The following is a 26,279-nucleotide window of genomic DNA, read 5'->3' as shown; positions in this document are numbered from 1 at the left end:
GTTAGCGGCTTTCGGTGACACGGCCAAAGATCATGCGGCCGGCACTGCTCTGCAGCACACTGGTTACCACGGCATCCACGTCGCGTCCCACCAGGTGATTGGCCTGTTCGCAGACCACCATCGTTCCGTCGTCAAGGTAACCGACACCCTGGCCCTGGGATTCCCCTTCCTTGATGATCTTCAACTGGATGTGTTCCCCGGGCAGATAACGCGGCTTCAGCGAATTGGCGACATCGTTCAGGTTGATGACATCGACCCCCTGCACACTGGCAACCTTGTTGAGGTTGAAGTCGTTAGTCACAACTCTTCCCCCCAGTTTTTTCGCTGCTACAACCAGTCGTTGATCGACGGTGAGTCCCTTTTCCTTTTCCGTCTCCTTGGCGTCGTACATCGAGATATCGACGTTCGGGTTATTCTGTAAAGTAGAAAGAATATCCAGGCCGCGGCGGCCCCGGACACGCCGGACTTTGTCGCTGCTGTCGGCAATATCCTGAACCTCTTTCAGGATGAAGTCAGGAACTACCATTTCCGAGTCAAGGATCTTGGTTTCCACAACGTCGGCAATACGACCATCAATCAGGGCGCTACTGTCCAGCACCAGGGGACGGCCCCCCTTCAGTTCTCGTGAGAACTCAACGTAAGGCACGATGAAACGGAAATCGTCCTTGGTCTGTAAGAGAAACGATATACACAGGTAGGGGAGCGTCAGCGTCGAGATCATCACCACACCTTCCCCCCAGGGCGTTTTGGAAATTACCGGGCTTAATGCCTGGATCAGCAGATAGCTGAGCAGAACGCCGACCAGCAGGCCGAAGTAAATGGCAGACATCACCTCGATACGCTTCTGGCTGATGAGCAGGTCCAGGCAGGTGACGCCCTGGGTCAACATCATGAGCAGCACAAACGCGATCAGGGGATACTGATCCACGGGGCTGGGCGGGTTAGAGCTGACGTACGTCGCGATGGCTCCCGCACAGACAAAGGCGTAGAGCACTCGAATACTGATTAACAACATTGGTATTAGGTCACTTCAGGTATAAGGCAAACTTCTAGTTAGTTGTTCCCTATGACTCCTGAACGCTGACACGCATCGCATACTTCCACATCCGGGGACTGTTCGACAGCCTGGGGTGGAGATCCAGAAACATTCCTGAACTCTGAAACGGGTGTAAGACATCCAGAGAGTTTGGGAATGATTTTGAGTCGGTGATCAGAGTGGTTGAATCAATGCAGATGATTAATCAACTCGTCTGAAGAACGCATCCGGTGGGAAGGATCTCGTAGAAGATCCCTGTCCTGAGGGGTGCAATCTGTTCGTGAATGGGCCGGTTGGTGCTGGTTCATTTTCAATGCAGGACCTCGTCACTTCCTTCATCAAATTTTGTAGAAACCAAAATAAGTTCTTCAACAGGCATCCCGGTAACAGATACCGAGGCAACAAAATCATTGTGTGATCTCCCAAACACACAACATGCTGCAGCTTGTTTCCGGCTGGTGGGCCGGCATAGATCAAGCTGTTATTATAAACCTTACGCCCGTATTACGGGTTAAGGATGATCGTACACTATAGCCAAACCCCTGGTCACCTGCCACTGAAAAAGATTCGGTTGGAACCGTTTCCCGGATGAATTTCAGGTGTGGCTTTAGTTGGACATTGGTGTCATTAAAAAAGAGAGTCGCCACCAATGAAAAAATGCTCACAGATATGAATTTCTGCAAGCATTTATGAGGATTAATCTCTGCTTAACTGCCCGCAGTGGGACCACCCACGGGAGGGGCAAATTTGATCTTCTCAATGTAACGGATGATATGCTTGCCCGAAGAATCGAGTCGTCCTGTGCAGGCACTGACGGCCTTCAGGGTGTATTCGTAATGCAGGTTGTAGTCGGCTTCGATTTCGACTTCCATATCTTTGGTGATCGGGTTGCCTGGTTTGCCGATGATCTTCAGAATCTCGTGATTCAGTCCGGCAAACACATTGGGACCGTTCCCCAGATTGACCTGACCCAGACGGATCGTATTCAGTGAGCCATCTTCATTGGCGACCAGGCGAACTTTGATATCCGGGAAAATATTCGGGTCTTCAGCCGGAGTATTACTGTCCGTGATTGGCATGTTGACGTTGAAATCCCCTTCGGGTTCAACAATGTTCAGCGTCAGCATGAAGAAGATCAACAGCTGGAAAACCACGTCAATCATCGGCGCCATCTGGGGCTCGATTTTTTCTGCTTCCCGGCCTGAGCTGCGTAACTTCATAGGAACCTGTTCCTGTTATTGAATACTCGCATGCATTGATGCGTTGAAAGATAGCGTTATTGAATCTTCTGCGTCGCCTTGAAGGCAAACTTGGTGAAACCATTCTCCTGGGCGAGCTTGATCAAATCCTGAATCAGACCCGTTTTAACAAGTGCATCGGCTCGTAGAATCACAGGCACGTCTTTAGGGTCCTGATTCTTCTGCTTGTAGATTCGGGCTTCCTGTTCCAGTTTGGCACCGAATTTCAGTACCGGGATCTGTTCGCCATTATAAAAGATATAAGCTTCGGGGTCGGTGATTTCGCCCTGTGTGTTTCGGTCGAAGCCGATGTTCAGAACCAGTTCATCAGCGGCTTTGACTTCGGGCGGTTTGGCCAGGGAGTCGGAAGGGAGTTTCACCCGTTCGTCTGCCTGGATCTGCTCGAAGTTGGTAATCACCATGAAGAATGCAATGAGCTGAAAGACGATGTCGATCATGGGGGTCATGTCAACGTCAGCCACAGCCGGCTTCTTTGATTTGATTTTCATCGGTTCACTCTTTTCTCCGACAGAAGTCACTGCTCAGTTTAAGAGACAGTGACTCTGCTGGAAATTAGCGGTTTATTTACTGCTGGAAGAGAAACGGTTCATCAGGCTTTCGCTGATCATGCCGACTTCCAGTGAGAAGCGGGCAACCCGGTTTCGCAACAGGCTGTAGAAAATCATCGCGGGAATCGCAACGGTCAGACCTTCCAGTGTGGTGAACAATGCGGTTGAAATACCGTCAGCCAGTTCGGAAGGTTTGGGGGAAGTTGCTGAGTTAGCGATGGTCTGGAAGCTCAAAATCATACCATAAACTGTACCCATCAGCCCGATCATCGGAGCGATAGCACCAATCAGAGCCAGGTAGCTCAGCTTGTGTTCCATGGCCATGTTTTCGTCTTCACCGACTTCCTGCATCCCTTCGACGGCTTCCGAGTAACCCTGGTTAAGTTTGCTCAGGCCCGCTGCCAGTACGCGAGCGACGAATGAGTCATCGCTTTTAGCCAGTTCGAAGGCTCCCTGGTAATCTTTGTTATTCAGCTTTTCTTCGAAGGCACCGATCAGATCCGGTGGCATCAGGTTGTCGCGACGAATCGAAAGTACGTTTGCCATGATCAAGGCAACCATCAGGAAGGACAGCAGCAACAGGATCAGACCGAAGAAACCGGAAGCACGAATCATCCAGGACAGGAAGCTTTCAGAGGCAGCAGCAGGTGCGGCACCGTTGGCAGCAGGCTGAGCTCCACCGGCTGCAGGTGCTTCGCCAGCAGGGGCTTCTCCAGCCGCGGGTGCTTCACCAGCGGGGGCTTCGTTAGCGGCAGGTGCTTCACCGGCAGGAGCAGCTTCATCCTGGTAAGCAAAGCTGCGGGCAGTCAGCCCCAGCGGTGTCATCAGGACGGCTAACAGTAAAAACAGGCTCAGGCTGCGGTAAGTCAGTGAAGTCTGATTCCGTTCCAAGGAATTCCCCATCATCATCGTTGTGTTCTCCGGTCTACTGAAAGGAGTGTTAATCGTGGATATTTCGTTTTTGTACCTGGAAGTCGTAAATGCTTGTGGTCGTTATTATTTATTGGCCAAATTTGGCTTGTAAAGGGTAGACATGTGGTTTCTTGCCAGCAAACTGACATTCGTAACGAATATTAGCTTCCTGAGGCTTTTTGCGACCATTCGCTGTCCGGATACTGCTGCTGCAGGACGGCTCGTGCTTCCGCACCCCGCTCTGGCTTCTGAACTTTTCCCCAGAGATTGGAGAGGTGGTACAGCGCTTCCGCATGCAGACCAGGTTCAGACGGGAACAGGACGTCGACATGCAGATAGGCAATCAGAGCCTCTTTGGACTCACCCAGTGCCTGGTAACAGTCACCTTTTTTGATGTAAGCTTCTGCCAGCAGGGCTTTCTGCTGAGAATTGACATTCTTGATCATGTCATCCAGCAGCTGGATCGCTTCTTTGGGTTTCCCCTCTTTTTCCAGACATAAGGCGCTACCCAGTTGAGCGGCCCGTTTGCTGGCCAGTTCTCCTTCGGATTTGCCATCCATTTTGGCGACGGCATTGAAAGCGTCCAGAGCACCTTTGGTGTTCCCCTGGGCCAGCATGACGCGCGCCTTCATATTTTTGGCATCCATCTGGTAGTCTTTCCAGGGAGACCGTTCTACTTTTCCAAAGGCAGTGTTCGCATTGGCATAATCTTTTTTGGCCAGATAGGCTTCCCCGAGGAGCTTCTCCGCGGGGTAATAGCGGAAGTGATCGGGATTGGCTTTGATAAAAGCGTCGAGCAGTTTAATCGCGTTGTCCAACTCGGCAGCATTGGACTGGGCTTTTTTCAGGCTGGCCCGGGCGATCATGAACTGCAGGTTCTTCTTCAGATTCTCGCTTGCGCCAGACTCGGCTTTTTTGTATTCAGCCAGGGCTTCAGTATAGTTGCCGTTCTGTTCCTGGTTACGGGCGATATTCAGCTGCGGCGGTTCCCCGTCCCAGCGAATCCGTTCGATATCGTTCGCGGGAACCTTTTCGGTGGTCGAACCGCGTTTGAGTGACAGTTCCGTCTTGGTGTAGCCACTGACATCACCCAGCTGCGGACTGCCTGAATTAGTATAAACGGTATCTGCGGCAGACGCGGATGCGGTGCCCCAGAGCAGTGAGCCTGCTAACGCCATCAAACTGAAACAGATGGAACGTTTCATAAGTTGATTACTCCCCAACGGTATGAAATAACTTTTCTCAAATTGTCTTATCTAAATCAATCAGTCAATATAACGACCGGTTCTGCTGAGCGGTCCTGGATATAGTTCTAGGATTCGCTGTCTGAGCCGGGTTTTGATTTCTTCTGCTGTTTGGCCTGGGCCGCCTTTTTCTTGGCAATCGCGGCTTTACGTGCTGCCAGCTCTTCGGGCGACATCTGAGCCAGCTTGGCTTTGCGGGCTGCAATTTCTTCGGGAGTCAGTTTCCGTTTCTCTTTTCCGGAACTGCTGGAAGAAGATTTCTCTTTGCTGCTCGTCTCTTTGCTCGCAGTTTTCTCAGGCGCCGGTTTCTTAGGCTGCGGCTTGTCTGTCACAGGAGCCGGACGAGAGGCTTTTTCCGGTTTGGAGCGACTCGGTTTAGGAGACGCTGGAGGCGGAGCAATATTGATGTCGGCAGATGCAGTTCCACTCGTAGCAAACTGGTAAGAGGGCCGCGATTTCTTGCCTTTGAGACCAAAGAAGAAGAACGCCACGGCACCGCCGATTCCCAGTAAAATTACGACCAGGAACAGGATGGTGCTGGAGCCTCCCTGGGCAGCAGCCTCCTCTTGTGACTGCTGTGCCACCTGCTGCTGAGTATTCGTTGGAGGAGCTTCCTGCAGCTGAGCTGCCTGATTGCTGGCCACTGTTTCCGTGGCTGTTTTGCGTCGTTCCAGATCCTGCGGGTCTTCACCCAGGTCGGTCTGGACCTGTCGGTAAAGTTGATTAAATCGCTCGTAGACATCGTCGGGTAGATCCACACTGATCTGAGCAAAAACGTTTGCTTCCGATTTCGCCATCTCCAGTTGTGAAACATCGTTGCTGGCAATGCCGTACTTGCGACGCGTGTCGATACTGTTGTACTGCGCGTCGTAATACATTTTCTTCAGATCGTCTCGACCTGAGGAGGCCATGGATTTTGAGAGCAGCCGTGCCAGATAGGCCCAGCCACGAATCAGGGCGCCATTCTCAAGCTGCATCCCGTTGATTGCCTGCATGTACTTTTCGTTGGAATTCCCCTGCCCACTTTCGGCCCAGTCCATCAGGATCTTGGCTGCTTCAAACTGAACTTCGGGGGACTTGTCTTTTTCCTTTAATACGGGGGTGAGCAGTGTGAGGGCTGCTTCAAACTCATCCTGTTCCCGTTTGCAGTTCACCAGTCGCAGAGTAATGCCGACTTCGAAATTGCCGGGAATGAAATCGCCCGTAGCTGCCTGCCGTTTCTTAATTTCTTCGAAGGCGGCTGCTGCTTTATCGAAATACTTGCGGGCTGTCGCCGGATCTTCGCTGGCTCCCAGTCCCATTCCGTAATAAGTTTCTCCGATCCAGACCAGTGATCCGTAAGTCTGATCTTTCCGCTTGAAGATATCATTCAGGAAGGTTTCCAGTGATTTCCGCACGTCGGCCAGGCGTTTGGTATCGCCGGTCGCTTTCAGCCGTTCAATTTCTTCGGTGATTTTTTCACCCAGCTGCCGATACATGTCGGTAATCGCTTCCCCTCCGGAACCGGAGGCGGATTCTTCCAGCTGCTGCATGGCTTTCCGGGCCAGATCGATCTGCTGCAGGCCGATATAACCACGCAGCTGTAACTGGTAAACCAGGTTGGCAAATTCGGAACTCTGCACCCCTTTGGCAGGACGTTTTTTACCTTTAGCGACATGAATTGCTTTGAGTACCGAGTGAGGATCTTTCCCCAGGATATCGATGGCTTCCTGGTAGTTGCCTTTGTCCAGAGCGATCTGTGCCAGAGAAGTCTTGGCTGCGGTCAGGATTTCAGGAGCAGGATCTTTAGCCGGTACCTTTTTCTCTGTGGCAGCAATCCCCGTTCGCAGGTGTTTCTCAGCCAGTGAGGCCCACTCATTCAGATTCGCGGGTTTATCATCAGAACGACGGGCCAGTGCCGTCAGATAACTGTTCCAGTAAGCCTGTCCGGCTTTGATCTGGGCGTCGACGTATTGAGGGGCCGAAGCGGGAACCTTGGAGTACCATTTGGCTGCTTCTGCCGGACGCTCGGTCTGGCTGTAGATGTTACCCAGCTGAATTTTAGCATCGTTGGCTCGATCGCTTTCCGGCCATTTTTCCGTGATCAGGTTGCAGATACTCTCCATGTGCTGATTGTCGACATAACGCTGCTCTTTGGGAGAATCGTTATAGGCCTGCAGATAACCTGCCAACGCCAGGTAGGCTGCGTCCAGGGCGACCTGCGAGCTGTCTTTGTCGTGATAATTTGCAACGAATTCGCCGAGCACTGCACATTCATAGCTCCGCCGCAGGTTGTAGTAGGTGTAGCAGAGCAGGAAGCGGGCGTGGTCGAGTTCTTTCTGATCAGTTTTTTTGTCAGCCAGTTTGAGCCCCAGCTTCAGCAGGCGCGCTGTCTCTTCCATGAACTGGTCCAGTTCCACCTGCGCTTTCTTCTTAGCCGCAGGTGTTTTGGCAGCAGCTACCTTCTCTTTCAGCGTTTTGGTTTGCTGAATACGATCCTGTCCCAGACCGTACGCAGTCGCGAAGTCTTCGGGGTCGCCACCGGCTCTTCCCTGGATTTTGGCATTGATTCGTCCGATCATCAGGCGGGAGACATCACGGAACTTCCCGCGGAAAGCATTCACGAAGCGGGCGTTGGTCAGTGCCTGACGGAGGATGCGTTCCTGGTCCGCCGGTTTCACCCCTTCCTGGGTGGCCAGTGCTTCTTGTGCCCGCGCCAGTTCCCAGGTGATCCCCTGGCCGACAGCGGTGCGTCTGCGGGACCGGTTTTCCTTCAGCCACTGCTCGGCTTCGTTGATGACCAGCTGATAGTCTTTTTTCTTTTCATCATTCAGACAGATCAGGCGGAACTGCAGAATGTTGTCTTTTAACTGCCGGATGGGCTGCGATTTACCCGGGTGCCCCAGCAGTTCATTATAAATCCCCAAGGCCCGGCCCAGTTCGCCCTGCTCTTCAAAACATTTTCCCTGCCACATGCGGGCATACAGACCACCCACCTGACTGCGGTAACGTTCGTGAATCTTGGCGTACTCTTCCGATGCCTTTTTCAGCAGCCGGTTGAAGTCGGCACTGCCCGGATCATAAGTCTGCGCTTCTGCATAAGTACACTGAGCCAGATCCAGCTGCGCACTCATGAATTGAATTTCCGCTTTGGCGCGGGCTTCGTATTTTTCCGGCTCTTTATTTTTGTCGATAAAGGTTGCCGGAAACGATTTCCAGGTCTTTTCGTGCTGATCATAGGCTTTCTGGAAGATACTGCGTGCCTGGGCAATCAGCTTGCGGGCTGCTTCCTGATGGGCCTTCTTGTTGTTCTGCTCTGAGGGGGATTCTGCCTTGCGGACTTCGACTTCCGCTTTCTCCAGAATAATCTTTCCCCGTTCCGTATTCGCGGTACCCGCTTTGGGGTGATTCGGGTTCTGCTTGGCGAACAGTTCCAGCTGCGCCAGCGCTTTATTCAGCGTCTCTTCCTGTTCTTCGGGAAGTTTCTGGGTTCGCGAGAACAGCATCAACGTCATGGCACGTTCGAAGGGAATCAACTCGCGGACCTCTTTGGGAGTGTCCTTGGCTGCTTCGATCTGATTCAGGTAATCGAGTGCGATATCGTGATAATTTTTCTCACGCAACCCCTGCACAAATTCCAGATACTGTTCTTCTGCAGGGAGAGAGGACGCGAAAGTCAAAACCGTAAACAGAGTCACGATCGAAACAAAATGGAAAAGACGCATATTCTAAATTCCATCGCTAATGAACGGATGAACCGAGGCCGTGAGAGATGAGGAATCGATACCTGTGACATCACGCCTGTCGAAAGCACCCCACAGAATGGGCGTACCCCGGCATACATCATACCTACTTCGTTTATCAAATGTTCGCTGTCAGATAGTAATTTTCTGCGAGAGATGATTTTTCCAAGATGAAAGGGAACCTTTCTTTACAGAAAATCTCTATGAATACCAGCATATCCCGACGTCGGGGAGTCTGCAAGAAAGATGCACGGAATCGTCCAAATTCAAGCTGTTCCTGCGCCTGACTGGCCTTCCGGTCTTTCCTTTTAACGCAGTTAATCTCTGTTTCCTACGTGAAAAAAGAGGGGAAAGTTGGACTCCCGACCGACTCCCAAGTGAACGACAGAGCGATTCGGTTTGTCTTTACAGGAAAAGCAAAGTCGGTCCCGGCTGGAATTTGACGCTGAGCCACGTTACTTATATGCTGTGAAACACGCTGGCTCCGCAGTCCCTGTATGGGTACCGCGGTCCGTCCGGAGAGGTGACAGAGTGGCCGAATGTGCCGGTCTCGAAAACCGGTGTGCCGCAAGGTACCGGGGGTTCGAATCCCCCTCTCTCCGCATCCAATTCGATGGTCGTTGTAAGCACTGGAAAATCAGTAGTTTGCAACGACCATTTTTATTGGCACAGTCAACTGTGACAAGACTGTGTCAATCAGATACCGGCGAGAGGTGTCAGGTCGCTCATTTCTGGCCAGGAACTGACTGTCCCTGTTTCATAAAAAGGGTTAATACTGGGCAGCTCACTGCTGCCTGTTAAAACTACTCAAACGAATGTGATCTTCTGCATCTGCTTCAAAGACTCCTCATCGTGTAGGTGGTAATAGCGTTTCACCATCCTGCTACTGCTGTGCCCCAGCCAGTTCATCAGCACTCGTTCCGGTGTCCCGTTATTGGCACAGACAGAACAGAAGTAATGTCGAAATGAGTGCAGGCGGCCATCTATCAGACCAGCCTTCCCTGGTTCTGCCGGGAACTTCTTTGACAATGGCTGGAGGATTTCCCGAATCAAAATATTTCGGATGGTATCTGGTTTGATTTTCCCACCCAGTGGACCGTGGAAGACCAGCCCGTCATCATACCTTTGAATTTCTGTCAGAACGTCTTGTAAATCTGAATGAATCGGGAAGCTGCGACTTTTGCCGCTTTTCGTTGTTCTCCGATTCTTTGTTGCTGCATCCCGACGGCGGCTCTCGTCTGCCAGTATGATGATCTGTCGTTGCAGATCTATGTCTTTCCACATTAGGCCTGCCAGTTCACTGATTCGCATTCCGGTTGTAACCAAGCCGATCAACACGTGTCGGAGCCAGAACTGCTTTTTCTTTTTGCAAAGTTTCAGCATGGCTTCCACCTCTCGCGTTGTCCAACAGTAGGTTGACGAGTCCGTTTCTTTTTGGATTGGGTAATGAAAACGCAACTCCGAAGGAAGCAGATTGTTCTCGAGGAAATACTTATGGATCTGCTTGAGCGTTGTCAGTTCCAGATACAAGGTCTGATATGCGTAGTCCTTTTTCTCTTGGAGCCAGGTTGCATACTCATCCATCACGCGTCGATTAAGCTCATTCCAATAGTTCTTCCCTTTGGCTTTGCAAAACTCATCAAACTTATCGAGGACTGCTCGATAGCGTTTGCGAGTCGCAGGCCGGGGACCACCGGCAATCACAGGACGCTTACAATGTTCTTCATAAAGTGCCCTGCCCTCTGAAATTGATAACAGGGTTTCGTGTTGCTCCAACAGAGTGCGGTCGGCAAGCCCCAGATCAACGGCCATAATCAGGTCGAGTTGGTCGAGGTTCTCCAGAGCTTCATCACGGTCACGTGTTCCCAGCGAGTGCCGGCCAAGATTCTGAGAATTGGAGCGACCGTCGGCATAGTAGATTTCGTTTCGTTTCAGCATCTTCCAATGGAAGTACTTGCAATCGTGTATCTCATTTTGTCGTGGTTTGGGCATATGATCTCCGTGTTTATTGATTGTAGTATGTGTTTATTTTTTCCAGCGGGGTGGCGGTCCAGAGATGCTTTTACGCTGGTGTCGCCCGGAACTGGACGGTTCCAGGCGAGAGGATTGAGGAGTGGTAGCTTGCTGATTAATCCACTCTTTGGGGATGAGAAGTTTTGTACCCTTCCCACCTGGCTGGATGGCTGGAATGCTACCGTCGCGGATCCGGCGGCGGATGGTGCTGATAGAAAGCGAAATGATATCGCTAACTTCTTCGATACTCAGAAGATCGGATGAAGATGGGTTGGCCATGTATACACCTGGGAATGCAAGGAAAAGTAATAGCTCTCTATTAATTTCCCGCTTACCGAATAGTGCATACGTTATTTTTCTTAGCTGCCCGGTCGGTCTCCAAAACGCCGTCGATATTCCCCAATCAAATCAATTTTGTTGGTCCCAATTCGCTCAGCAATTTCTTCATCAGTCAGATTTGTGGCCAATAGTTCCCTCAGTTCCAACTGCATTTCAATGTAGTCAGCATTTGATTCTGTTGAGTACTCTGCAACGAAACTGGAATGATCTCCAAAAGAAATGGCAGCATCGGGTATCTCTCTGGGAGAAGGGGAACGGCGGGGACGGCTATTTAATACATCACTGATATCCTTGTAACCATGAAACTTTAATGGACCAAAGACTCTAAACCATAACTCTGGACTATACCCGTATCCGGTAATCAATTCGAAGGCTCTTCGGTATCGATTGTTTACGGTCGGTAACGATTCTCCCAGATCTGCAGCGATAGCGGACAAGGTCTGTTCGTTTCCATTATGGTATCTTCCTTCAGACCACCCTTCTCGAAGATCCCAGACATGTAATGCTGCTCTGTATGAATCTTCCCGGTCCCTTTGCTCTGGAATCTTAGTCCGCTCTCGATAAGCCTTGAGCAGGGTATTAAGATCTAAATTGAGTCGGCGAACTGAAGCTGTGGGAGATAGGGAAACAAACAGGTCATCAGGATATGCATTTAGCTCCTCTGCATTTAGATCTACAAGATGTTGCAATGCCTCATATTTCATTTCTGTTCTATTCGATGAAGCCTGTTGAAATAGATCAGCAATTTCCGACAACACTTCTGATGGTAAATGGCGCAGCAGAATTCCAACCAGTCCCTTGAAAGTGATGGGGTGTACACAACCTGCCATCCAGGTGGGTAAAGGGTCACAACCAATGTCATTGAAATCGGTTTCAGGAGGAATAGCAGGACCACTAAATCCAATCATTCCCAGAATTATGGTACTTGCACTTTGCATCAGTAGTCGTAACTCTTGCAAATACGGATCATCTGAGAGTGATTCGAATGAATCGCTCCAATAAATTTGATAGATTGCATGCCGTCGAGTGACTTCCCATCTCATTGGTACTGAGAGAGATCGAAATTGATAAGGTGGTCTTGGAGTAATGGCATACGAACTGCAAAACCCATTCTCGATATTCATGTGGTCCTCCATGCTGACTGGTTATTAACTGGATACGAAATTTGCCATCAGGAACAATCATTATCTTTTTTGAAAATAAAAAAAGAACAAAACACCAAAAGGCAGGGTTCGTATGTATACGATTTTAGGAAATATTTTCGATGTCCCTTAAATCAGCAGTCGAGAATATCCTCAACTTGCCACTCACCAGCGAGCAGATTCAGCGTCAGATCACGGTCCACATCCATCGCACGGAACCAACGAGTCAACTGATGCAGCATTAGCCCTGAAGCGATACTGGCGGTATAGATGGTGCTGCGGGACGTACAGGCCCCGGTCTGTGCTTCCGCCTGGGGAAACAGCGTGCCGTCGTAGTGTGCGCGGGTTGGCGAGTCCACGGCCGTCAGGACCCGCAGCACTTCGCCCCGCATCCGACCATCACACCAGAACGCGCACTGATCACGGAGCGTCCTCCAGATGGCAGACCGGCTGCTGATGGAGTCGACACAGCAGAAGACGACTTCTCCCATCACCAACCGCGGCCGGAAACGGTCATTTACCGTTTCAACTTCAATCCCGGCATCAATGGCCCTGACCGCCCGAGCCGTGGCCTCGACTTTCGACTGTCCCAGATCTGCTATGCAGTACCCCTGCGTGGTGATATTCGTCGGTTCGACCTGATCAAAATCCACCAGCTGCAGCCGACGTACGCCCAGAGACGCCAACTGCAGGGCCACCTGCCTGCCGATGGCCCCTACACCGATTACGGTCACGGTTAAGGAGCGAAGTTTTTCGGCGGGTACCAGATCCGACTGACGTTCAAAACGATCCTGAGTTGTATTCATATGTTTTACTTTCCATTCAAAAAGTGTTTCATTAAGAACATCAGGCACCTGGCCCCTCAAATGGGGAGCCAGGGCCACTGTTCGGACGGATGAGGTTCGTCGAACGACGTGAAATCCATATCCCAGATTGGGGACGGGGGGGCTTCCTGCACAAACCGCAGGTATTCCTCCTCCCAGGCCGCCTGGTTGCTGCCGGTAAATTCATCGCGGAAATCAATGCCCACGGAAAGCGGCTCTGGCTGGGGCTTCCCCGTGTGTTTCAGTTCGGCATAGGTTGCTCCATTCCGGGCCAGGATCATCATCACAGCCCAGTCACAGTTACCGAACACACGGGCAAAGGTTTCGTGATCGACGCCGCTCGGCTCCGCAGAATTTCCAGGGTGCGTGTGAATCCAGATCCGCGCAAACTGTTCCGGATGCCGGCCCGCGTCGATCTGATCGTCAAAGAAATCGGCAACCGCTGTGTCGTCGAAAGCGACGGTGACTTCGGTACAGGATTGGCTGACCAGGATGATGTCTTTGACGAACCGGGGCTGCCCGGGATCGGTAATCCCGAACGCACCAACTTCGGTGGTTCCGCGGTCACGCAGGTAAATCAGCTTGGCCCAGGCATACGGGCTGAACTTCAACAGGCGACGTTTCCTGCGCGGGGGACGCTTCCGGCGCGGACGATGCAGCAGGCGATGGGTTAGTGGATGAGTCTTCGGATGGGGCATGGGAATCTTCCTCGCTTTCTTCAAGACAGGCAGGACAGGTTTCAGAACAGAGACAGGAGTGACAGCAGCATTCGCTGCAGGAAGTACAGGTCGACAGGCAGCTACGACAGAAGATTTCGTTACACGATTCACAGCGATCAGCGCAACTGGAACAGAGGGCGTTCCCACAACGGGCACAGCCCCGCCTGCAATAACCGCAGGTGGTCTGCTCACAGATCGAGCAGGTGTGACTCTCATTGCGCGAAACAGAGTCACCGCAGTCGGCACACTCGAGACTGTACCAGCGACTCAGCGGGACGTAAGCTGAACCCGAGTTGTACGTGTGCAGGATCTGCTGGACCAACAGAAAGAAATCACCGATCCGTCCCTCAAACAGAGCCCTGCTGATAGGTACCTTGCCTTCCCCCTCACAGAGAGCATCAGCCTGCACGTGCGGATGATGTACGTCGTCGTCTCCGGTTTCGGCCAGGGAGACGACCCGGTAGGGTTGCGGCTCTCCTAGTTCTCTCCAGCGGAGCCGGATCTCGAATCCTCCCAAATCAACGCCATCCAGAACAATGGATGGCGTCTGAACGACAATTTCTTTTTCATCCCAGTCAATCGCGACAGCCTCAAACTCGGAGGAGAGTGCACGGAGTTCAGCATCAATCTCGCGTAGCGAGGGGATGGTCGTGGTAACCTGATTTTGAAGAAGTCCGTCCCGGTAAGTCGCCCACTCACGGATGGCTGAAGTCAGTGCCAGCTGGAACCTTTCACGACAACGTCGGCTGGCGACCGGATACTGTTTTAAACAGGCTTTCTGATAGAGACGTTCCCAGCGGTTCACTCTGAGCCAGGCATCCTGGGGAAGCGGTGGCAGTCGCTCCTGACGGGATGCAACTTCGACATACCGTGCCGCGACCTCCCGAGCCACGCGGAGCCAATGCCTCGACTCTAGATCTTGGTGCATAACAGACTCCTTAAAATGAAGAGACCACCCGGTTTCACAGGTGGTCTCTTTGAAGGAATAAAAATACGAAACGACGTTGATCGTTCAGCGACGTCGGCGCAACGGCTTGCTGGATCGACTGTGGGGACGAATCTCACCCCCATGCAACATGCTTGCTGCCATGACACCGACACTGATCCAGAAGACAAGCCATGACTCGGTGGCCCCGCCGATCGACGCTGAGACGATCACGATGATGTAGAAATAGAGACTGTTGAGTCGTTGTCGGGCTCCCATAGAGCTCCTTTCAACCGGGACAAGAGAAAACAGACAAGCGGTAGCAGGGGCTGTTGTGCCGCCCCCTCAATCTTGGTGGGAGTGATCGAAACACGATCTCCTTCCTGCAGGATGTAGTTGGCAGTCGTTGGCTGACGATTGACACGGATCAGGTAGTCTTGTGGACGTCCATGAGGCAGTCGCTGCTGAAACAGTGCCGCCACACTCAGGGCGGCACTGATTTCAATCTGGTCTGCAAAACCGGAACCGTCATTGTTGATGAATAAAATATGCATACGTTTCTCCTGGATGTTTGAGTAAGAATTCATTCGCTGTGGTCAGCGAATAGGTCAGTAGTCTTCGGGTAACAGTATGTTGGTTGCAGAGCGGTCTGCCACGGTGATGATCCAGAACTTGATCTGGTCCGCCGTGTGGTAAACTGACAGCAGTCGATCACCGCTCAGTAAAGCGGCATCATTGGCTTCTGCATCCGCGGGACAGCAGTCGCCCCAGTCACCGGCAAGATGGCGGACCAGGGCGCGCTGCATCTCATGCTGTGGTAACTGCTCCAGCGCGTTGCGTGTGGCTAGAATCATGCCCGGCGAAAACCGCGGACGATTGGCTCGTACCATAGTCACTCCCTGTCAAATAGTAGATGGTTAATGACCAGATCAGTCTTCGTTGGTCTGAAAGTAGAATTGCCACATTCCCCAGAGCGTGGCGGGCAAAGCTAGCAAGAGAGGCCAGCCCAGAAAACAGCCGGCAATCAGACAGGCCACAGTCCAGAAACTGATCGAATGGAGAGTGTGCTCCAGTAATTGGGCTTCTCGGGTATCTTTAGGATGATTGTCCACGACCTAAATCAACCCCGGCACTCGGCCACAGCGTTGGGCAAACAACGCCACATTCTGCTGCAGACTGAGCTCATCCCAGTCCACTGACTGAGGCGGTCGCAGATCCGGCTCGGGATCAAAGTTCACTTTTAACGGGTTGGCGAGGCTGAAGCCTCGCTGCCGGATGGCACGCACATCTTCACCGGTGGCTGTGGCCACCGCCTGGTCCAGGTCCTGTTGGGTCATCGTTCACTCCTCATAAAAAGAGAATACGACCACCGGCACTCGGGTGGTCGTGAGAAATTACACAACCACCCCGAATCAACAGGGTAGTACCGTTTAAGAGTTCGAGAGCAGCCAGTGCTGCTCCAGCCAGGCGACCTCGGCCGCCAGGGCTTCTGATCTCCGGGGAAACGGCCCCAGCAGGGGACCACTCACCGGACTGAGGTCGGCCGTCCAGTTTCCGTCTGTTGTCGGTTCCACATGAGAGCCCCGCTGGATCTGCGGTTGTCCCAGCGCGGTCAGTTCCAGTGTTTCGTCATAGAGGCAACGGATGGTTGCTTCCGGGGTAATCAGGAGCTCCATCTGGTCACCTCACTGCGCACGCCGCAAGATATTACGGCGGGGGCGATCGAGCAGCAGTCCTTCCAGGGAAGACTGGACTCCCGAGAGCTGCGAGGCGACCTTTTGCCGCAGATTGCCGTTATCCCGCAACTGCTGCGGAGCAACACCACTCACAATTTGCTGCGCCCGTTCCACGAGTGCGTCGAGCTGATCATTGGAGCGGACATTGAGCTGCTGAAACCGTTCAAAGAAGTCGGTCAGGTTGGAAACCGCGGTATCGCGGAAGACCTTGGGCCTCCCGTCCGATTGACCGCTCAAACGCTCGGTCAGATGTTCGACCAGGCGTCCGAGTTCTTCCAGGAAGGCTTGTTCGGCCAGTTGCACGGCCTCATCAAACCGCTGCTGTACTCGTTGGCATTCCTGGGCATAGACTTCCGGGTTCAGTCGTTTGAGATAGTTTGGTGGCTCCACCGCCGGAAAATCATGCTCGATGGCAAACAGCCCTGTCAGGGAGTGGGGATAGTCGGCGGGATCATAGAGGTCCCCCAGGCGAATACGGGCGGCCGACTTGAGCTCTTCGAAATGCCGATCCAGTTCGCGTACCGCGGTTTCCAGTTCTACCTGGAACTCGCTCATCCGCTGATCAAAGTCGGTGATCTCTGACTGCCGGATCAGGCGAATACCCGCTTCGGGATAGGGCAGCGAAACTCCTTTCCAGAAAGCGACCGCCCGTCCCCGGACCGCGGTCACGGCTTTGAAGGCGGGATGCGTGGTATCCAGCAGCTTTTTCCCGGCCGAGAGGAATTTTCCCTCGGCACCGAAGGAATCGGCGGCCCGGTTTTTCTGGACAGCAGTGAGGGACTTGCGGACGCCCAGCCAGGTGAAGCTGAGTCGGGCGGCCGCCATCGATGTTCGCAGTCGCTCGGCAGGACCGCGGATGGAGGCGGCAGGCTGTGGTTCATCGAGAATGGATTGATTCATAACGCTCCTTTTTTGAAAGTGGGAAATGAAAAATGCCGCCCAGCTCCAAAGGACTGAACGGCATCAACACGAGAAGCAGATTGTCTTTAAATAATCGGATGTCAGCGTGGGGGAGGGCTGAGCGGGGTTTTGGCTGTGGTCGGGGGTAGGTTCAGGTTCAATGACTTGGCCACCGTGACTTTCAGGCCCCCATGCAAGGTGTCAGTCAGCATAACCCGCTCTGGTGTGAATTCTTCGTCTTCGACGAGAATCACGTTACCGGACTTGAGGTTGATGAAGTGATGCGAGGTCAGAAAGCCTGTATCATCAAGGTAGGACATCTGCAGTACCCCTTCGGGAGTAATTTTCACATCGTGCACGTTCAGCAGGTCAGAAGCGTGGCGTTTGATCTCAACGGAACTCCCCTGGGGACCGACGCCTTGCTCGTCCTCGGGGGCAATAAACAGTATGGCGATCAGAATCACCAGGAAAATGATCGCACTGAGAGTGACTTTTTCCATATTTGTCTCCTGTCTGGGCTGCAGTTCTGTATCCAAAACGCAGCTGTCATAGTCATTTGTGGACCATTCACATGATACTTATAGTCCGTGGTTTCATCGTCGCTGTCAAGTGTTAAATGTCTGCATGGCAAAACGCAAAGACATTTTGAAGCGATTCGGCGAACGGGTGCGGGAACTCCGCAAGGAACAGGGCTATTCCCAGGAGAATTTTGCCTACGCCTGCGAGCTGGACCGGACCTATGTAGGCGGGATTGAACGGGGCGAACGGAATGTCGCCCTGCGGAACATTGAGCGGATTGCCGCTACGCTGGGAATCAGCGTGGCTGAGCTGATGGAAGGGGTCTGATCAGATCTCGGGCGGGGCCTCTGGCAACAGCAGTGTGCCGACCAGATCGGTAGGATTGTTACAGGTCTCGAAAGCTTCCTGGGATGTGGAGTGTAATTCCCTGTCTTGCAACGCGGTTCTCGATTCGTTGGAAACAACGTACTTGAGGTGGGCCGTTTTCAGACGCGATCTCAGTTGCTGGATTTCCGCTGGCGTCCAGATTTGCTCAGAGTGTGGAGTCTCAGCATAGATCCTCAAACACTGTTCGTCCTCAGGATCCATTTCTTCTGCCCAGAACTGCAGGGCCGCGATGATGAGCGTAATATCTGCTTGTATCAGCATGTTGCTCCTTTCCGGGACATACGAGTCAGTTGACAGAAGCCAGGTGTTTGAGGTTCCGGCGGGACGGTTTTCTCTGATCCTGTGCATGATAAATACCCGGACGATCGGCATCCAGACAGCGGCCGCTGGCCCATTCACGCAGTCGGTGGATGGATTCCGCAGCCGTGACCGCGACTGGAACCACATTCTGCTGGGCTTGGACCAGGGTAATCTGTAGCAGACCTGCCAGCCGGCAGCAACTGCGGATCTCTGCTCCGGTCCAGTCGGTATCGTCCGGACGGGGCTGCTCCGGATCGAGGCCAAACAATTGTATGTACTGCGACCAGATCCGGTCTTTCTGTTCCCGTCCTGGCAGGTCCACAAAGAAGAGACCATCGAAGCGTTCCGAACGACCGAATTCGGGGGGCAACTTCGAGATGTCGTTGCTGGTGGCTACCACAAACACATCTGAAGAGTGGTCATTCAGCCAGGTTAGAAACTGGCCAAACAGGCGGGACGAAACGCCGCTGTCGGTCTGCCCCGAGTTACCGGCACCGGCAAATGCTTTTTCGATTTCATCGATCATCAAGACACAGGGGGCCATGGCATCGACGATCTGCAGCGCCTGACGTGTCCGTTTCTCTGATTCCCCCACCAAGGAACCCAAGAGTGCTCCTATATCGAGGATCAGCACCGGGCGGCCAACTTCTTTTCCCAGGCTTTTGCAGAAGGCGGATTTCCCACAGCCGGGAGGCGAAAGCAATAACACGCCTCGCGGCCTCAAGTGCTGGTTTTGGCGTTGTGGCGAGAGTAGTGCAGAGCGAGTGAATTCCTTGAGTGATTCCAGGCCACCCAGGCTGTCAAATCGTTCCTCGCCTCGGTGCAGTGTCAGCAGTCCTGATTTCTTCAGCGTCTGGGTTTTGAGTTCCCAGATCGCTGCGGGACTGATCCGTCCCTCCCGTACCAGGGAAAGAGAAAAGGCCCCTTCCGCTTCGAACCGGCTGAGCCCACTGGCGGCATCCAGGACGGACTCCAGTTCTTGGTCTCCGGGCAGTTCGCCCGGTTCGGTCGCGATCTCCCGGGCGATTTCAGCCAGCTGCTCCCGGTCCGGAAGGGCATGTTCGAGCACCACGAACAGTTTTTCCAATTCTGCGGGTAGAGAAACAACCGGGGCCAGGATCACGATGAAGGTTCGAGTCTGTTTGCCGGTCAGGATCTGCTGCGACAGGGCCTGCACGATCTCGGCGGACTGGATGAACCGATGAAAGTTCTGCAGCACCAGGACCGCGGTACCGTCAGGTGTGGCAAACGCGTTGACCGCCTTAATGGCGGACAGGGGATCGGTGCTCCCCACGATACTCGTGTCGTCAGTGCCCTGTAGTCCCTGATCGATATCCCAGTTCGCCAGTTGCCAAGCTTCCTCGCGACAGAGCTGGGCCAGTTCGGCCAGGGCTTCCTGCTGTTCGTGGCTTTCGATCCAGATACCGGTGAAGCAGGCACGGACGTATTCGATAAATGTTGTTTTCAGTGTCATAAGCGGTCTCCAGTCATAAAGAATCGGTAAATAAGAACCAGTTCAACGGCCTTCCTGCAGGTGTTCATCTTCCGAAGCACGCTGATGGAATTCCGGTTTGAGCTGTTCTGACGTTGCTTTGCCAAGGGCCTGTTCCAGAAACCGGCTGGCGGTGCGACAGTCGCTGCCAGTGAAACCCTGTGTTTCGATGCGGGACTGACCGTCCGGGGTGATGATGATTTCGATGGTTTGGTTCATGCCGCACCTCCAACCTGAACCATGAGCTTGATCGAACCGTCGGCTAGAGGTTGTTCACGGATCGTGTGTCCCTGCTTACGGGCTTCCAGTTTGGCTTTCTCTACGGCATACCCCTGCAGAAAACGATCAAGCTCAGCGCGGTCTCCCCAGCGGCCTTCGAAATTGTCAAAGGCCAGTTTGGATGTATTGATGTCGCAGACGACAGGGTAGCGCCACCTGGGTAACTGAATCGCCCAGCCAGAGGCATTGCTGTTGTAAAGCTGGAATTCCCCCTGGACCGGGGGCGGCAGTTTCAGGCGTTGACAGGCCGTGCGTATTGCTGCCGGGTCTCGGATCTCGGTTTGAATTTGCACGATGTGTGACACGTGTGGCTCCTTTGCGTAACGGACAAGTAAAAAGAGAAACAAGCCGAAGCCTGAAACGAAAACAGCCCGCTGAAGACCGGACACTATTGGTCTGCAACGAGCTGAAGAAGGCAAAAACAGAATCCTTGATGGTTATGCCAGAGGACTCACCTTATATGCCGCATTTTTGGTCTGAATTTAGCTGTTTAAGTCTTCAAGTATAAAAGAGAAATCTATGCTCCTCACTCAAGCTAGAAAAGAGTTGTTTTATTCCCATTAGGTTTGTCAGTGTTCGCCTTGGTGAAAAGATCTGCACTCTGATTTTCGTACTGATTAATCAACAGCTTACAATAAAAACGATGTACCTAACAATTACCGGGGCAAAGGTTGTTTCCGGACAACATTTTTGGAAAGGTTAGACAATGATCACGATTCAAGAACTGTATCAGATCGTAAAACAATAATACCCGGATGCAAAATTAGAGGGTATGACATTATTTGCTGAAGGATCTTTAGACCTGAGAAGCCTGAAGTTGTTGCCGAAGGGTGTGACATTGTCCGCAGGTAGATCTCTATGCATGGGGAGTCTGACGACGCCAAATCAACTCCATAAGGGGTAATCGATCTATCTAGAATTCATTGACGGATCAACCATGCAGCGTGTCTCTGCGCCGCGAGTAATCGATGGCTGCGAAGTATTTCGCGCTGCCTACTTCAATGGTCGTGGCGATGGGAGCCGCTGCTATATCGCCAGACGAGGCGAATACACGGCGCACGGTGATTCGGTGGCAGCGGCAGTCCGTGATGTACCGTTTAAGGAGTTACAGGAAAACTTCGATTCGGATCAACTGGTCAAGAAAATTAAGTCCTGTGGAATCGTCACTTTTACTGAATATCCCCTTTTAACGGGCGCCTGTGGAAGTGGACTACGCGCAGGAATTAATCCTCTTCTGGAATTTTATTCATTTCAATTCAAATGGATTCTATTGTCTCTTCGATCCAGAAGGATATCGATACATGCAAGCGAGAATAGTGCAGCGTCGAGTGACGATCTCCATGAAACATGTTAATTAGTCGCCTGCCATTTGCACGGCAATGCCGTCAAAACAATATTGTTCATGAGACAGTAGATCCCCACAATATTGAGTTCGTGGGGATCTACTACTCTCATGTTTGAGGATGCACAAAGACGAATTGTTACCATATTATTAGGTGTGACTTTGTCGCATTAAGCGGGGGGAACTGCTCCATTGCACAATGTGAGGAAAGTCCAAGTAGAAAGTATTTAACACGAACAGAATATCTCCAAGCAAGTCTGAAAAAGCAACCGCTATTTCTGTCTAATAGACTCATGCACGAAGATCGAGTTGAGAGGTGGGCGGTAGGGCACGGCAAAGTTGGGGTGGGATGTGTCTCCCAAATTCTCCCGCTTCTGTTCACCGCCATATCCTTCTAGAAAAGTCCACTTTTTGTAAGCATGGTTCACTCCGAGATTCTGCCAAGTCGGATCGACCCGAACGTCAGCGTGGTCTCGCCAATTTCTTGGTAGATCAAGGCCATGGCCCTGTTTTAGCATGTAACGTAGGGCGATTTGTCGTCTTCGGTAGGTAGCGTTCGGCTCGTCATCCCAGCCACCGCCAATATCTCCGTGATTACCGCTAAACCAGATTTCCTTGCGGCGGGGATTGTTATGGTTCAGGTCTGGCAGAATAAGCGTTGGCAGAAACGTCATTCGTTTCTCGTCAAGTGCCACCAGATGCACTACAGATCCAACGTCATTAGGAATGGCGAGCTTATTGTGAAAATCCTCGAACTGCTTGCGTACTCCATCGCTGAGAGAGAGTCTTGTCTGGGGCATTCCGAAGGCGGCCACGGTGTCAAAGAGGCCCATGAATCGGATCTTCTTTCCGTTGAGTTCCGATCTACGGGCCAATTGTCGGGCGGTGGCTGCACCACGGCTGAATCCGAAAATACAAATTTCGTCGCCCCTTTGCCAGTTGTCCTCAATGAACTTAAGGGCTGCTTTCACACGTTCCTCTGCTCCTTTGCCTAACGCTCCGCCCCGGAATTTATCTCCTTCCCCGGAGCCAATGCCACGAATGTAAGCCACCTTTTGTTCGGCATCGTTATCCAAGAGCATATACATTCGAGCGATATTTGTCGCCTGAGGCGGCAAAGGGGTCACAAGTTTCGATTTTTCGGTGATGAGAAGTGGCTCACCCGAACTGAAAAGAGACTTGAATTTAAGACTTTCACGACGACCACCATAGTCAATCGAGTTGTTCCATGTACCGTCCATCAGAACAACTAGATCCTTTGCTGTCAGTGATGTTGGACCAATTACCAATAGAGTAATACTAGTCAGCAAGAGTCGAGTCATCATTCGTTGCCTCTCATTTAGTTTGGTTTTGTCTTGGATAAGGGAAAACCGGAAGATGGTCTTAATACTTACTACGAGTAAGCAGCACATGCTTTGGTGTGCTGTCTCCATATGCAATTAAGGATGTGTCGAGTGCTTGAGTCGTTACCAAGAAGTCTCTCAAAAATCATCGCCGAATCGCTATCAACATATATGTGATCGCCGTTTCTGACAAAGCATTTGACGTTTCTAATGGTGCCAATGGAATTCTCGTCAAATCGATCAGGCACACGCTGTATCGAGTCGGCGGAGTTGGACGGTTCCACGCAACATGGCAAAATGACGACAGCAAGCTCAATTAAAAAGGTGATTCATAGTAGGTATTCCCAAAGCTCTTCAGTAAGTAGATTTCAGGCTCGGAAAATGGCTTCGTATTTGATTGTTTCGCTTCACTCATGTATGCCCTTTTGCTCAAGTCGCCGTTGCTGTGAGATGAGGACCAAGACCGGAAATAGACCGTCCGCCAGCAAGAGCTCGCAAAAAACTTAGTTACTGTCCTCATCATATGGCATCTATGCTGTGCACTAGGCACAGAGAGGTTCGTTATCGGACTTGAGAAAAGTGTAGCGGTTTCGTAGCCCTCGATCTCAAAACTAGATATCAGGGCAGCCAAGTATTCTTGGTTGTCATCTCCAATGAAGGCTTTTAGAAACTCATTAATAACCCGTACAGTTATCAAAGGAACGCATTTTGACTTAAGTAAATTTACCATTGCCGCAGGGTGATGTCTACATAAATGCACTAAATTTATGTGCATGCCCATTCGGTCTCTTTAAAGAAAATATCAAGATCCTCGCAAATCCACATCAAAAATGGCCTGTGCTCTTAATCAGCCCCAAGATTTAAGTGCAGCGAGATTTTTCGAATCTGGATTCGGCCATTTGCTACAGACCATTGGCGAACTTCTCAAACTATCAATTGCAGATATTGAAACCAATATACCGCTCGATGAGACCATCTCTCATTGTCATTTGTGCCGAATAGAACTGAAATTGCTGTGCTACATCGACATCGTCTTAACGACTGTTATTCGAAGTTGAAGCGAGGATCGTTCGGTAAGGTCAGGATTCCATCAGATCACGTAGGGGCACGGATTGTAACCAATCGGGTGCTAGCGGAGTGGGCTAATATGGATATCGTACTTCCGCGGAATTCTTCTGGGAGATGTTCACTCAGGAAGCACTGTTGATGATTGGCAGTGGCTTGGGGCTGACTACGATCGGGTACAAGATCTCCAGTATGGACCGACCTGTACTGCTGAGGCCGTTGGCGGTCTGATTTCGCCAGCGCAGGTAAGTCTATTCACTGACTTCCAGGATCTGCAGCACGGATGCCAGATCTTTACCGGCATTCAGCATCGCATCCGCATCACGCAACTTGCGGACAATCTGCTCGGGGTTGTGACGTTTTCTTCGCTTGTTCATCAAACGTTCTCCTCGTTAAAAGGACGCTAAGAACCTTCATAAATTTGAATCAGTTTTTGAAAAGCAGACTAGTACCGGCGAGACTATTTACAAATGGGGGCCGCCGCTCATTTACTGATATCAAATGAATTGAACTCTGTTTTGCCTCTTGAGAACGCAGAGACTTTTGAAGCTGCAAATCCTGCTGGCAAAGATGGTAAGATTCGATTTGATAAAGAGGCAGAAGAGAAACGTGAAGATGAAATGATCAAGAACTTACTGAAAGGGCAGGGGATCAAGGTGGTAGTGCTGGGTGGCGGGCATGATCTGTCGGGTTCTATTAAGCGAATGAAGTTTTGTATGTTAGATTGAAGATAAAAAGTGATCTGCATCGGTGAATTACTAGAACTACACCCTTTAATATACTGTAGTTTTCACGGCTGTTCTATTTGAATAGCAGTACTGGCATTTTCTTGGTATGGGAGAGTCACGTAGTTTACGATAAATGCAGCTAGTGCGACGACGATTAACATAACATAGTTTAACCTTGCTAGAATCTTAAATGCTCCTGGTGGGTTGTTCTTATGCTTTTGATAAAAGTCCTTATCTTTAATCATGAGAACCTTTGTGGTTATAATAAAATGAATTAAAGCTATAATTCCGAGAGGACTTAGGCAGGCAAAGGCGATATTTTTACTGCTATCGTTATGTAAATCTGGATTAGCGAGTGCTATTTTCACAAATGTAAGTATAAAGGGGAAAAAACCCGAGATTGAAAGTAAGAAAAGTTCTTTCCTTAAGCTTTGGTAGTAAGTATTACTCACTATACGTGAGAGGGGTTTGTCTACATTCAAAAGATCAGTGCCAGATAAGACTGATTCGCTTAATTTGGTGTTTAGCCATGCATCTTTCTTTTGAGGTCCGCTCTTCTTCGAAGTACTAACCTCTGATCTTCCTTTGAGGACTAGATATAGTGCTAATATACTTGGAACAAGAGATACAATAGTCGAGAGAAACGTTTTCAAAAGTTGCTCGGTCGTCATCATAAAGAATCAATTCGCGTCTGGGGAAATCATCTAAATTACTCGAAATTAAATTTTACCTTGCGAACTTTAGGTTCTACGCTTTTTCTGCACATGAAAGGTTCAAGCTGTTTAGTTGAATCATTGATCCAAACATAAATCATTACTTCAACAACACCCTTCTGCTCAGATTTTGGTATTGAAAACTTATCTGATTGAATTAAATATGGCAGGTTTTCATTTTGAAAATCTTCGATTACATTTATTGCATCGTCCATTTCAAATAATCTAGCAAAAGTTTTACTCTCCTCTAAGATTTTCGAGTATTTTAAACCCGTATATGCATCATTATTTTTATGGATGGTTCCTGTGATATAAGGGAACATCAACCGCTGGGACTCATCTGAGCCCTTTGGAACATCAAACCCAAATCGGCTTTCGATTGCAGTGAATCCTTCATCAAAATCGTCTTCTTTAATTGACACTCCATCTTCACTAATTCCAATATCGCTTATATATTCTATTGGTGAGGTGTTCTTGCGATACGCCAAAATACCAATAGAATAAGTACATACAATTTGTGGATTACATATAAATGCAATCCCAAATTCACCTTTCCGAAGCTGATTTTCTATGAATTCTGCATCTTTACATTTGTGGGGGTCAGTTACTGAAGTTTTTATGAACCAGAATGATGCAAACTCATCATCAGGTCCAGTGACAAAATTTAACTTATCATCTTCTAAGTAGCCGAGACTTCCAAAGCAATTTTCTTTTTGTTTTCTAGGGCTTCTAGACTCCGTGTGAAGTATTAAGCTTGTATCTAATGGATGATCATCAACGTTGAACGCCATT

Annotated in this window: 28 protein-coding genes, 1 tRNA gene and 1 pseudogene; 3 read left to right on the top strand and 27 right to left on the bottom strand. The window is 50.9% G+C overall.

Features of this window, described 5'->3' with window-relative positions:
• Window position 1: 1 nt before the first annotated feature.
• The 6 genes from FYZ48_RS20465 to FYZ48_RS20440 form a co-directional block, all read right to left on the bottom strand.
• Window positions 2-1,015 carry a PIN/TRAM domain-containing protein gene (locus FYZ48_RS20465; RefSeq protein WP_145043950.1) on the bottom strand — a complete coding sequence of 338 codons (1,014 nt, stop codon included), beginning with the start codon at window positions 1,013-1,015 and terminating at the stop codon, window positions 2-4.
• A 728-nt stretch (window positions 1,016-1,743) separates the two neighbouring features.
• Window positions 1,744-2,256, bottom strand: a complete 513-nt coding sequence (locus FYZ48_RS20460; protein ID WP_145442740.1) for an ExbD/TolR family protein — start codon at window positions 2,254-2,256, stop codon at window positions 1,744-1,746.
• A gap of 56 nt (window positions 2,257-2,312) precedes the next feature.
• Entirely contained in the window at window positions 2,313-2,783 is a 471-nt protein-coding gene (locus FYZ48_RS20455) for an ExbD/TolR family protein (RefSeq protein WP_149343791.1), read from the bottom strand.
• 72 nt (window positions 2,784-2,855) lie between these two features.
• Window positions 2,856-3,752, bottom strand: a complete 897-nt coding sequence (locus FYZ48_RS20450) for a MotA/TolQ/ExbB proton channel family protein (protein WP_145043945.1) — start codon at window positions 3,750-3,752, stop codon at window positions 2,856-2,858.
• Between the two features lie 164 nt (window positions 3,753-3,916).
• Window positions 3,917-4,960, bottom strand: coding sequence for a tetratricopeptide repeat protein (locus tag FYZ48_RS20445; RefSeq protein ID WP_149343788.1), 1,044 nt, complete (start codon window positions 4,958-4,960; stop codon window positions 3,917-3,919).
• A 107-nt stretch (window positions 4,961-5,067) separates the two neighbouring features.
• Window positions 5,068-8,703: a tetratricopeptide repeat protein gene (locus tag FYZ48_RS20440; protein WP_149343786.1), complete on the bottom strand. Its 3,636-nt coding sequence runs from the start codon at window positions 8,701-8,703 to the stop codon at window positions 5,068-5,070.
• A 535-nt stretch (window positions 8,704-9,238) separates the two neighbouring features.
• Between FYZ48_RS20440 and FYZ48_RS20435 the strand changes: the two genes are divergently transcribed.
• Window positions 9,239-9,323 (top strand) — tRNA-Ser (locus FYZ48_RS20435).
• Between the two features lie 205 nt (window positions 9,324-9,528).
• Here the strand turns inward: FYZ48_RS20435 and FYZ48_RS20430 are convergent.
• From FYZ48_RS20430 to FYZ48_RS20375, 12 genes are all read right to left on the bottom strand, one after another.
• Window positions 9,529-10,713: a tyrosine-type recombinase/integrase gene (locus tag FYZ48_RS20430; protein ID WP_149343784.1), complete on the bottom strand. Its 1,185-nt coding sequence runs from the start codon at window positions 10,711-10,713 to the stop codon at window positions 9,529-9,531.
• A gap of 33 nt (window positions 10,714-10,746) precedes the next feature.
• Window positions 10,747-11,013: a helix-turn-helix domain-containing protein gene (locus FYZ48_RS20425; RefSeq protein WP_149343782.1), complete on the bottom strand. Its 267-nt coding sequence runs from the start codon at window positions 11,011-11,013 to the stop codon at window positions 10,747-10,749.
• Between the two features lie 80 nt (window positions 11,014-11,093).
• Window positions 11,094-12,197 (bottom strand): hypothetical protein, encoded by a 1,104-nt coding sequence (locus tag FYZ48_RS20420; RefSeq protein WP_149343780.1) that lies wholly within the window; start codon window positions 12,195-12,197, stop codon window positions 11,094-11,096.
• A gap of 152 nt (window positions 12,198-12,349) precedes the next feature.
• Entirely contained in the window at window positions 12,350-13,021 is a 672-nt protein-coding gene (locus FYZ48_RS20415; protein ID WP_149343778.1) for a ThiF family adenylyltransferase, read from the bottom strand.
• A gap of 56 nt (window positions 13,022-13,077) precedes the next feature.
• Window positions 13,078-13,650, bottom strand: coding sequence for a hypothetical protein (locus FYZ48_RS20410; RefSeq protein ID WP_149343776.1), 573 nt, complete (start codon window positions 13,648-13,650; stop codon window positions 13,078-13,080).
• Window positions 13,604-14,686, bottom strand: coding sequence for a hypothetical protein (locus FYZ48_RS20405; RefSeq protein WP_242022723.1), 1,083 nt, complete (start codon window positions 14,684-14,686; stop codon window positions 13,604-13,606). The genes FYZ48_RS20410 and FYZ48_RS20405 overlap by 47 nt, the downstream gene beginning before the upstream one ends.
• A gap of 227 nt (window positions 14,687-14,913) precedes the next feature.
• On the bottom strand, window positions 14,914-15,237 hold the full coding sequence (locus tag FYZ48_RS20400; RefSeq protein ID WP_149343773.1) for a hypothetical protein: 324 nt from the start codon (window positions 15,235-15,237) through the stop codon (window positions 14,914-14,916).
• Window positions 15,238-15,291: 54 nt separating this feature from the next.
• The gene (locus FYZ48_RS20395; protein ID WP_149343770.1) at window positions 15,292-15,573 is read right to left on the bottom strand and encodes a hypothetical protein; all 282 of its coding nucleotides are present in this window, start codon (window positions 15,571-15,573) and stop codon (window positions 15,292-15,294) included.
• 225 nt (window positions 15,574-15,798) lie between these two features.
• On the bottom strand, window positions 15,799-16,020 hold the full coding sequence (locus tag FYZ48_RS20390; RefSeq protein WP_149343768.1) for a hypothetical protein: 222 nt from the start codon (window positions 16,018-16,020) through the stop codon (window positions 15,799-15,801).
• 93 nt (window positions 16,021-16,113) lie between these two features.
• The gene (locus FYZ48_RS20385) at window positions 16,114-16,359 is read right to left on the bottom strand and encodes a hypothetical protein (RefSeq protein WP_149343766.1); all 246 of its coding nucleotides are present in this window, start codon (window positions 16,357-16,359) and stop codon (window positions 16,114-16,116) included.
• A gap of 9 nt (window positions 16,360-16,368) precedes the next feature.
• A complete protein-coding gene (locus tag FYZ48_RS20380) occupies window positions 16,369-17,319 on the bottom strand; it encodes a hypothetical protein (protein WP_149343764.1) in 951 nt (316 codons plus the stop codon).
• 101 nt (window positions 17,320-17,420) lie between these two features.
• Window positions 17,421-17,819: a hypothetical protein gene (locus tag FYZ48_RS20375; RefSeq protein ID WP_149343761.1), complete on the bottom strand. Its 399-nt coding sequence runs from the start codon at window positions 17,817-17,819 to the stop codon at window positions 17,421-17,423.
• Between the two features lie 124 nt (window positions 17,820-17,943).
• On the opposite strand from FYZ48_RS20375, the gene FYZ48_RS20370 reads away from it, so the two are divergent.
• On the top strand, window positions 17,944-18,165 hold the full coding sequence (locus FYZ48_RS20370; RefSeq protein ID WP_149343759.1) for a helix-turn-helix domain-containing protein: 222 nt from the start codon (window positions 17,944-17,946) through the stop codon (window positions 18,163-18,165).
• On the opposite strand, the gene FYZ48_RS20365 is transcribed toward FYZ48_RS20370, so the two are convergent.
• From FYZ48_RS20365 to FYZ48_RS29675, 7 genes and pseudogenes are all read right to left on the bottom strand, one after another.
• A complete protein-coding gene (locus FYZ48_RS20365) occupies window positions 18,166-18,486 on the bottom strand; it encodes a hypothetical protein (RefSeq protein ID WP_149343757.1) in 321 nt (106 codons plus the stop codon).
• A gap of 25 nt (window positions 18,487-18,511) precedes the next feature.
• The gene (locus FYZ48_RS20360; RefSeq protein WP_149343755.1) at window positions 18,512-19,999 is read right to left on the bottom strand and encodes an AAA family ATPase; all 1,488 of its coding nucleotides are present in this window, start codon (window positions 19,997-19,999) and stop codon (window positions 18,512-18,514) included.
• A 42-nt stretch (window positions 20,000-20,041) separates the two neighbouring features.
• Entirely contained in the window at window positions 20,042-20,236 is a 195-nt protein-coding gene (locus FYZ48_RS20355) for a DUF2997 domain-containing protein (protein ID WP_149343753.1), read from the bottom strand.
• Window positions 20,233-20,601, bottom strand: a complete 369-nt coding sequence (locus FYZ48_RS20350) for a DUF1257 domain-containing protein (RefSeq protein WP_149343751.1) — start codon at window positions 20,599-20,601, stop codon at window positions 20,233-20,235. The genes FYZ48_RS20355 and FYZ48_RS20350 overlap by 4 nt, the downstream gene beginning before the upstream one ends.
• A 626-nt stretch (window positions 20,602-21,227) precedes the next feature.
• The gene (locus FYZ48_RS29815; protein ID WP_261344367.1) at window positions 21,228-21,356 is read right to left on the bottom strand and encodes a hypothetical protein; all 129 of its coding nucleotides are present in this window, start codon (window positions 21,354-21,356) and stop codon (window positions 21,228-21,230) included.
• Window positions 21,357-21,910: 554 nt separating this feature from the next.
• Entirely contained in the window at window positions 21,911-22,963 is a 1,053-nt protein-coding gene (locus FYZ48_RS20345) for a phospholipase effector Tle1 domain-containing protein (RefSeq protein ID WP_187782136.1), read from the bottom strand.
• Window positions 22,964-24,300: 1,337 nt separating this feature from the next.
• A pseudogene (locus FYZ48_RS29675) lies at window positions 24,301-24,423 on the bottom strand (IS3-like element ISBlma5 family transposase); the annotation flags it as partial.
• Between the two features lie 93 nt (window positions 24,424-24,516).
• Here FYZ48_RS29675 and FYZ48_RS20340 point away from each other — a divergent pair.
• The gene (locus FYZ48_RS20340) at window positions 24,517-24,774 is read left to right on the top strand and encodes a hypothetical protein (protein WP_145043740.1); all 258 of its coding nucleotides are present in this window, start codon (window positions 24,517-24,519) and stop codon (window positions 24,772-24,774) included.
• A gap of 62 nt (window positions 24,775-24,836) precedes the next feature.
• On the opposite strand, the gene FYZ48_RS20335 is transcribed toward FYZ48_RS20340, so the two are convergent.
• Both FYZ48_RS20335 and FYZ48_RS20330 read right to left on the bottom strand, forming a co-directional pair.
• Window positions 24,837-25,448 (bottom strand): hypothetical protein, encoded by a 612-nt coding sequence (locus tag FYZ48_RS20335; RefSeq protein ID WP_145043738.1) that lies wholly within the window; start codon window positions 25,446-25,448, stop codon window positions 24,837-24,839.
• Between the two features lie 35 nt (window positions 25,449-25,483).
• The gene (locus tag FYZ48_RS20330) at window positions 25,484-26,278 is read right to left on the bottom strand and encodes a hypothetical protein (protein ID WP_145043736.1); all 795 of its coding nucleotides are present in this window, start codon (window positions 26,276-26,278) and stop codon (window positions 25,484-25,486) included.
• Between the last annotated feature and the right edge of the window lies 1 nt (window position 26,279).

This window comes from Gimesia chilikensis, from assembly GCF_008329715.1.
Lineage (GTDB): Bacteria > Planctomycetota > Planctomycetia > Planctomycetales > Planctomycetaceae > Gimesia > Gimesia chilikensis.
Note: the sequence above shows the minus strand (reverse complement) of the source record. Positions and strands in the feature narration are given on the sequence as shown.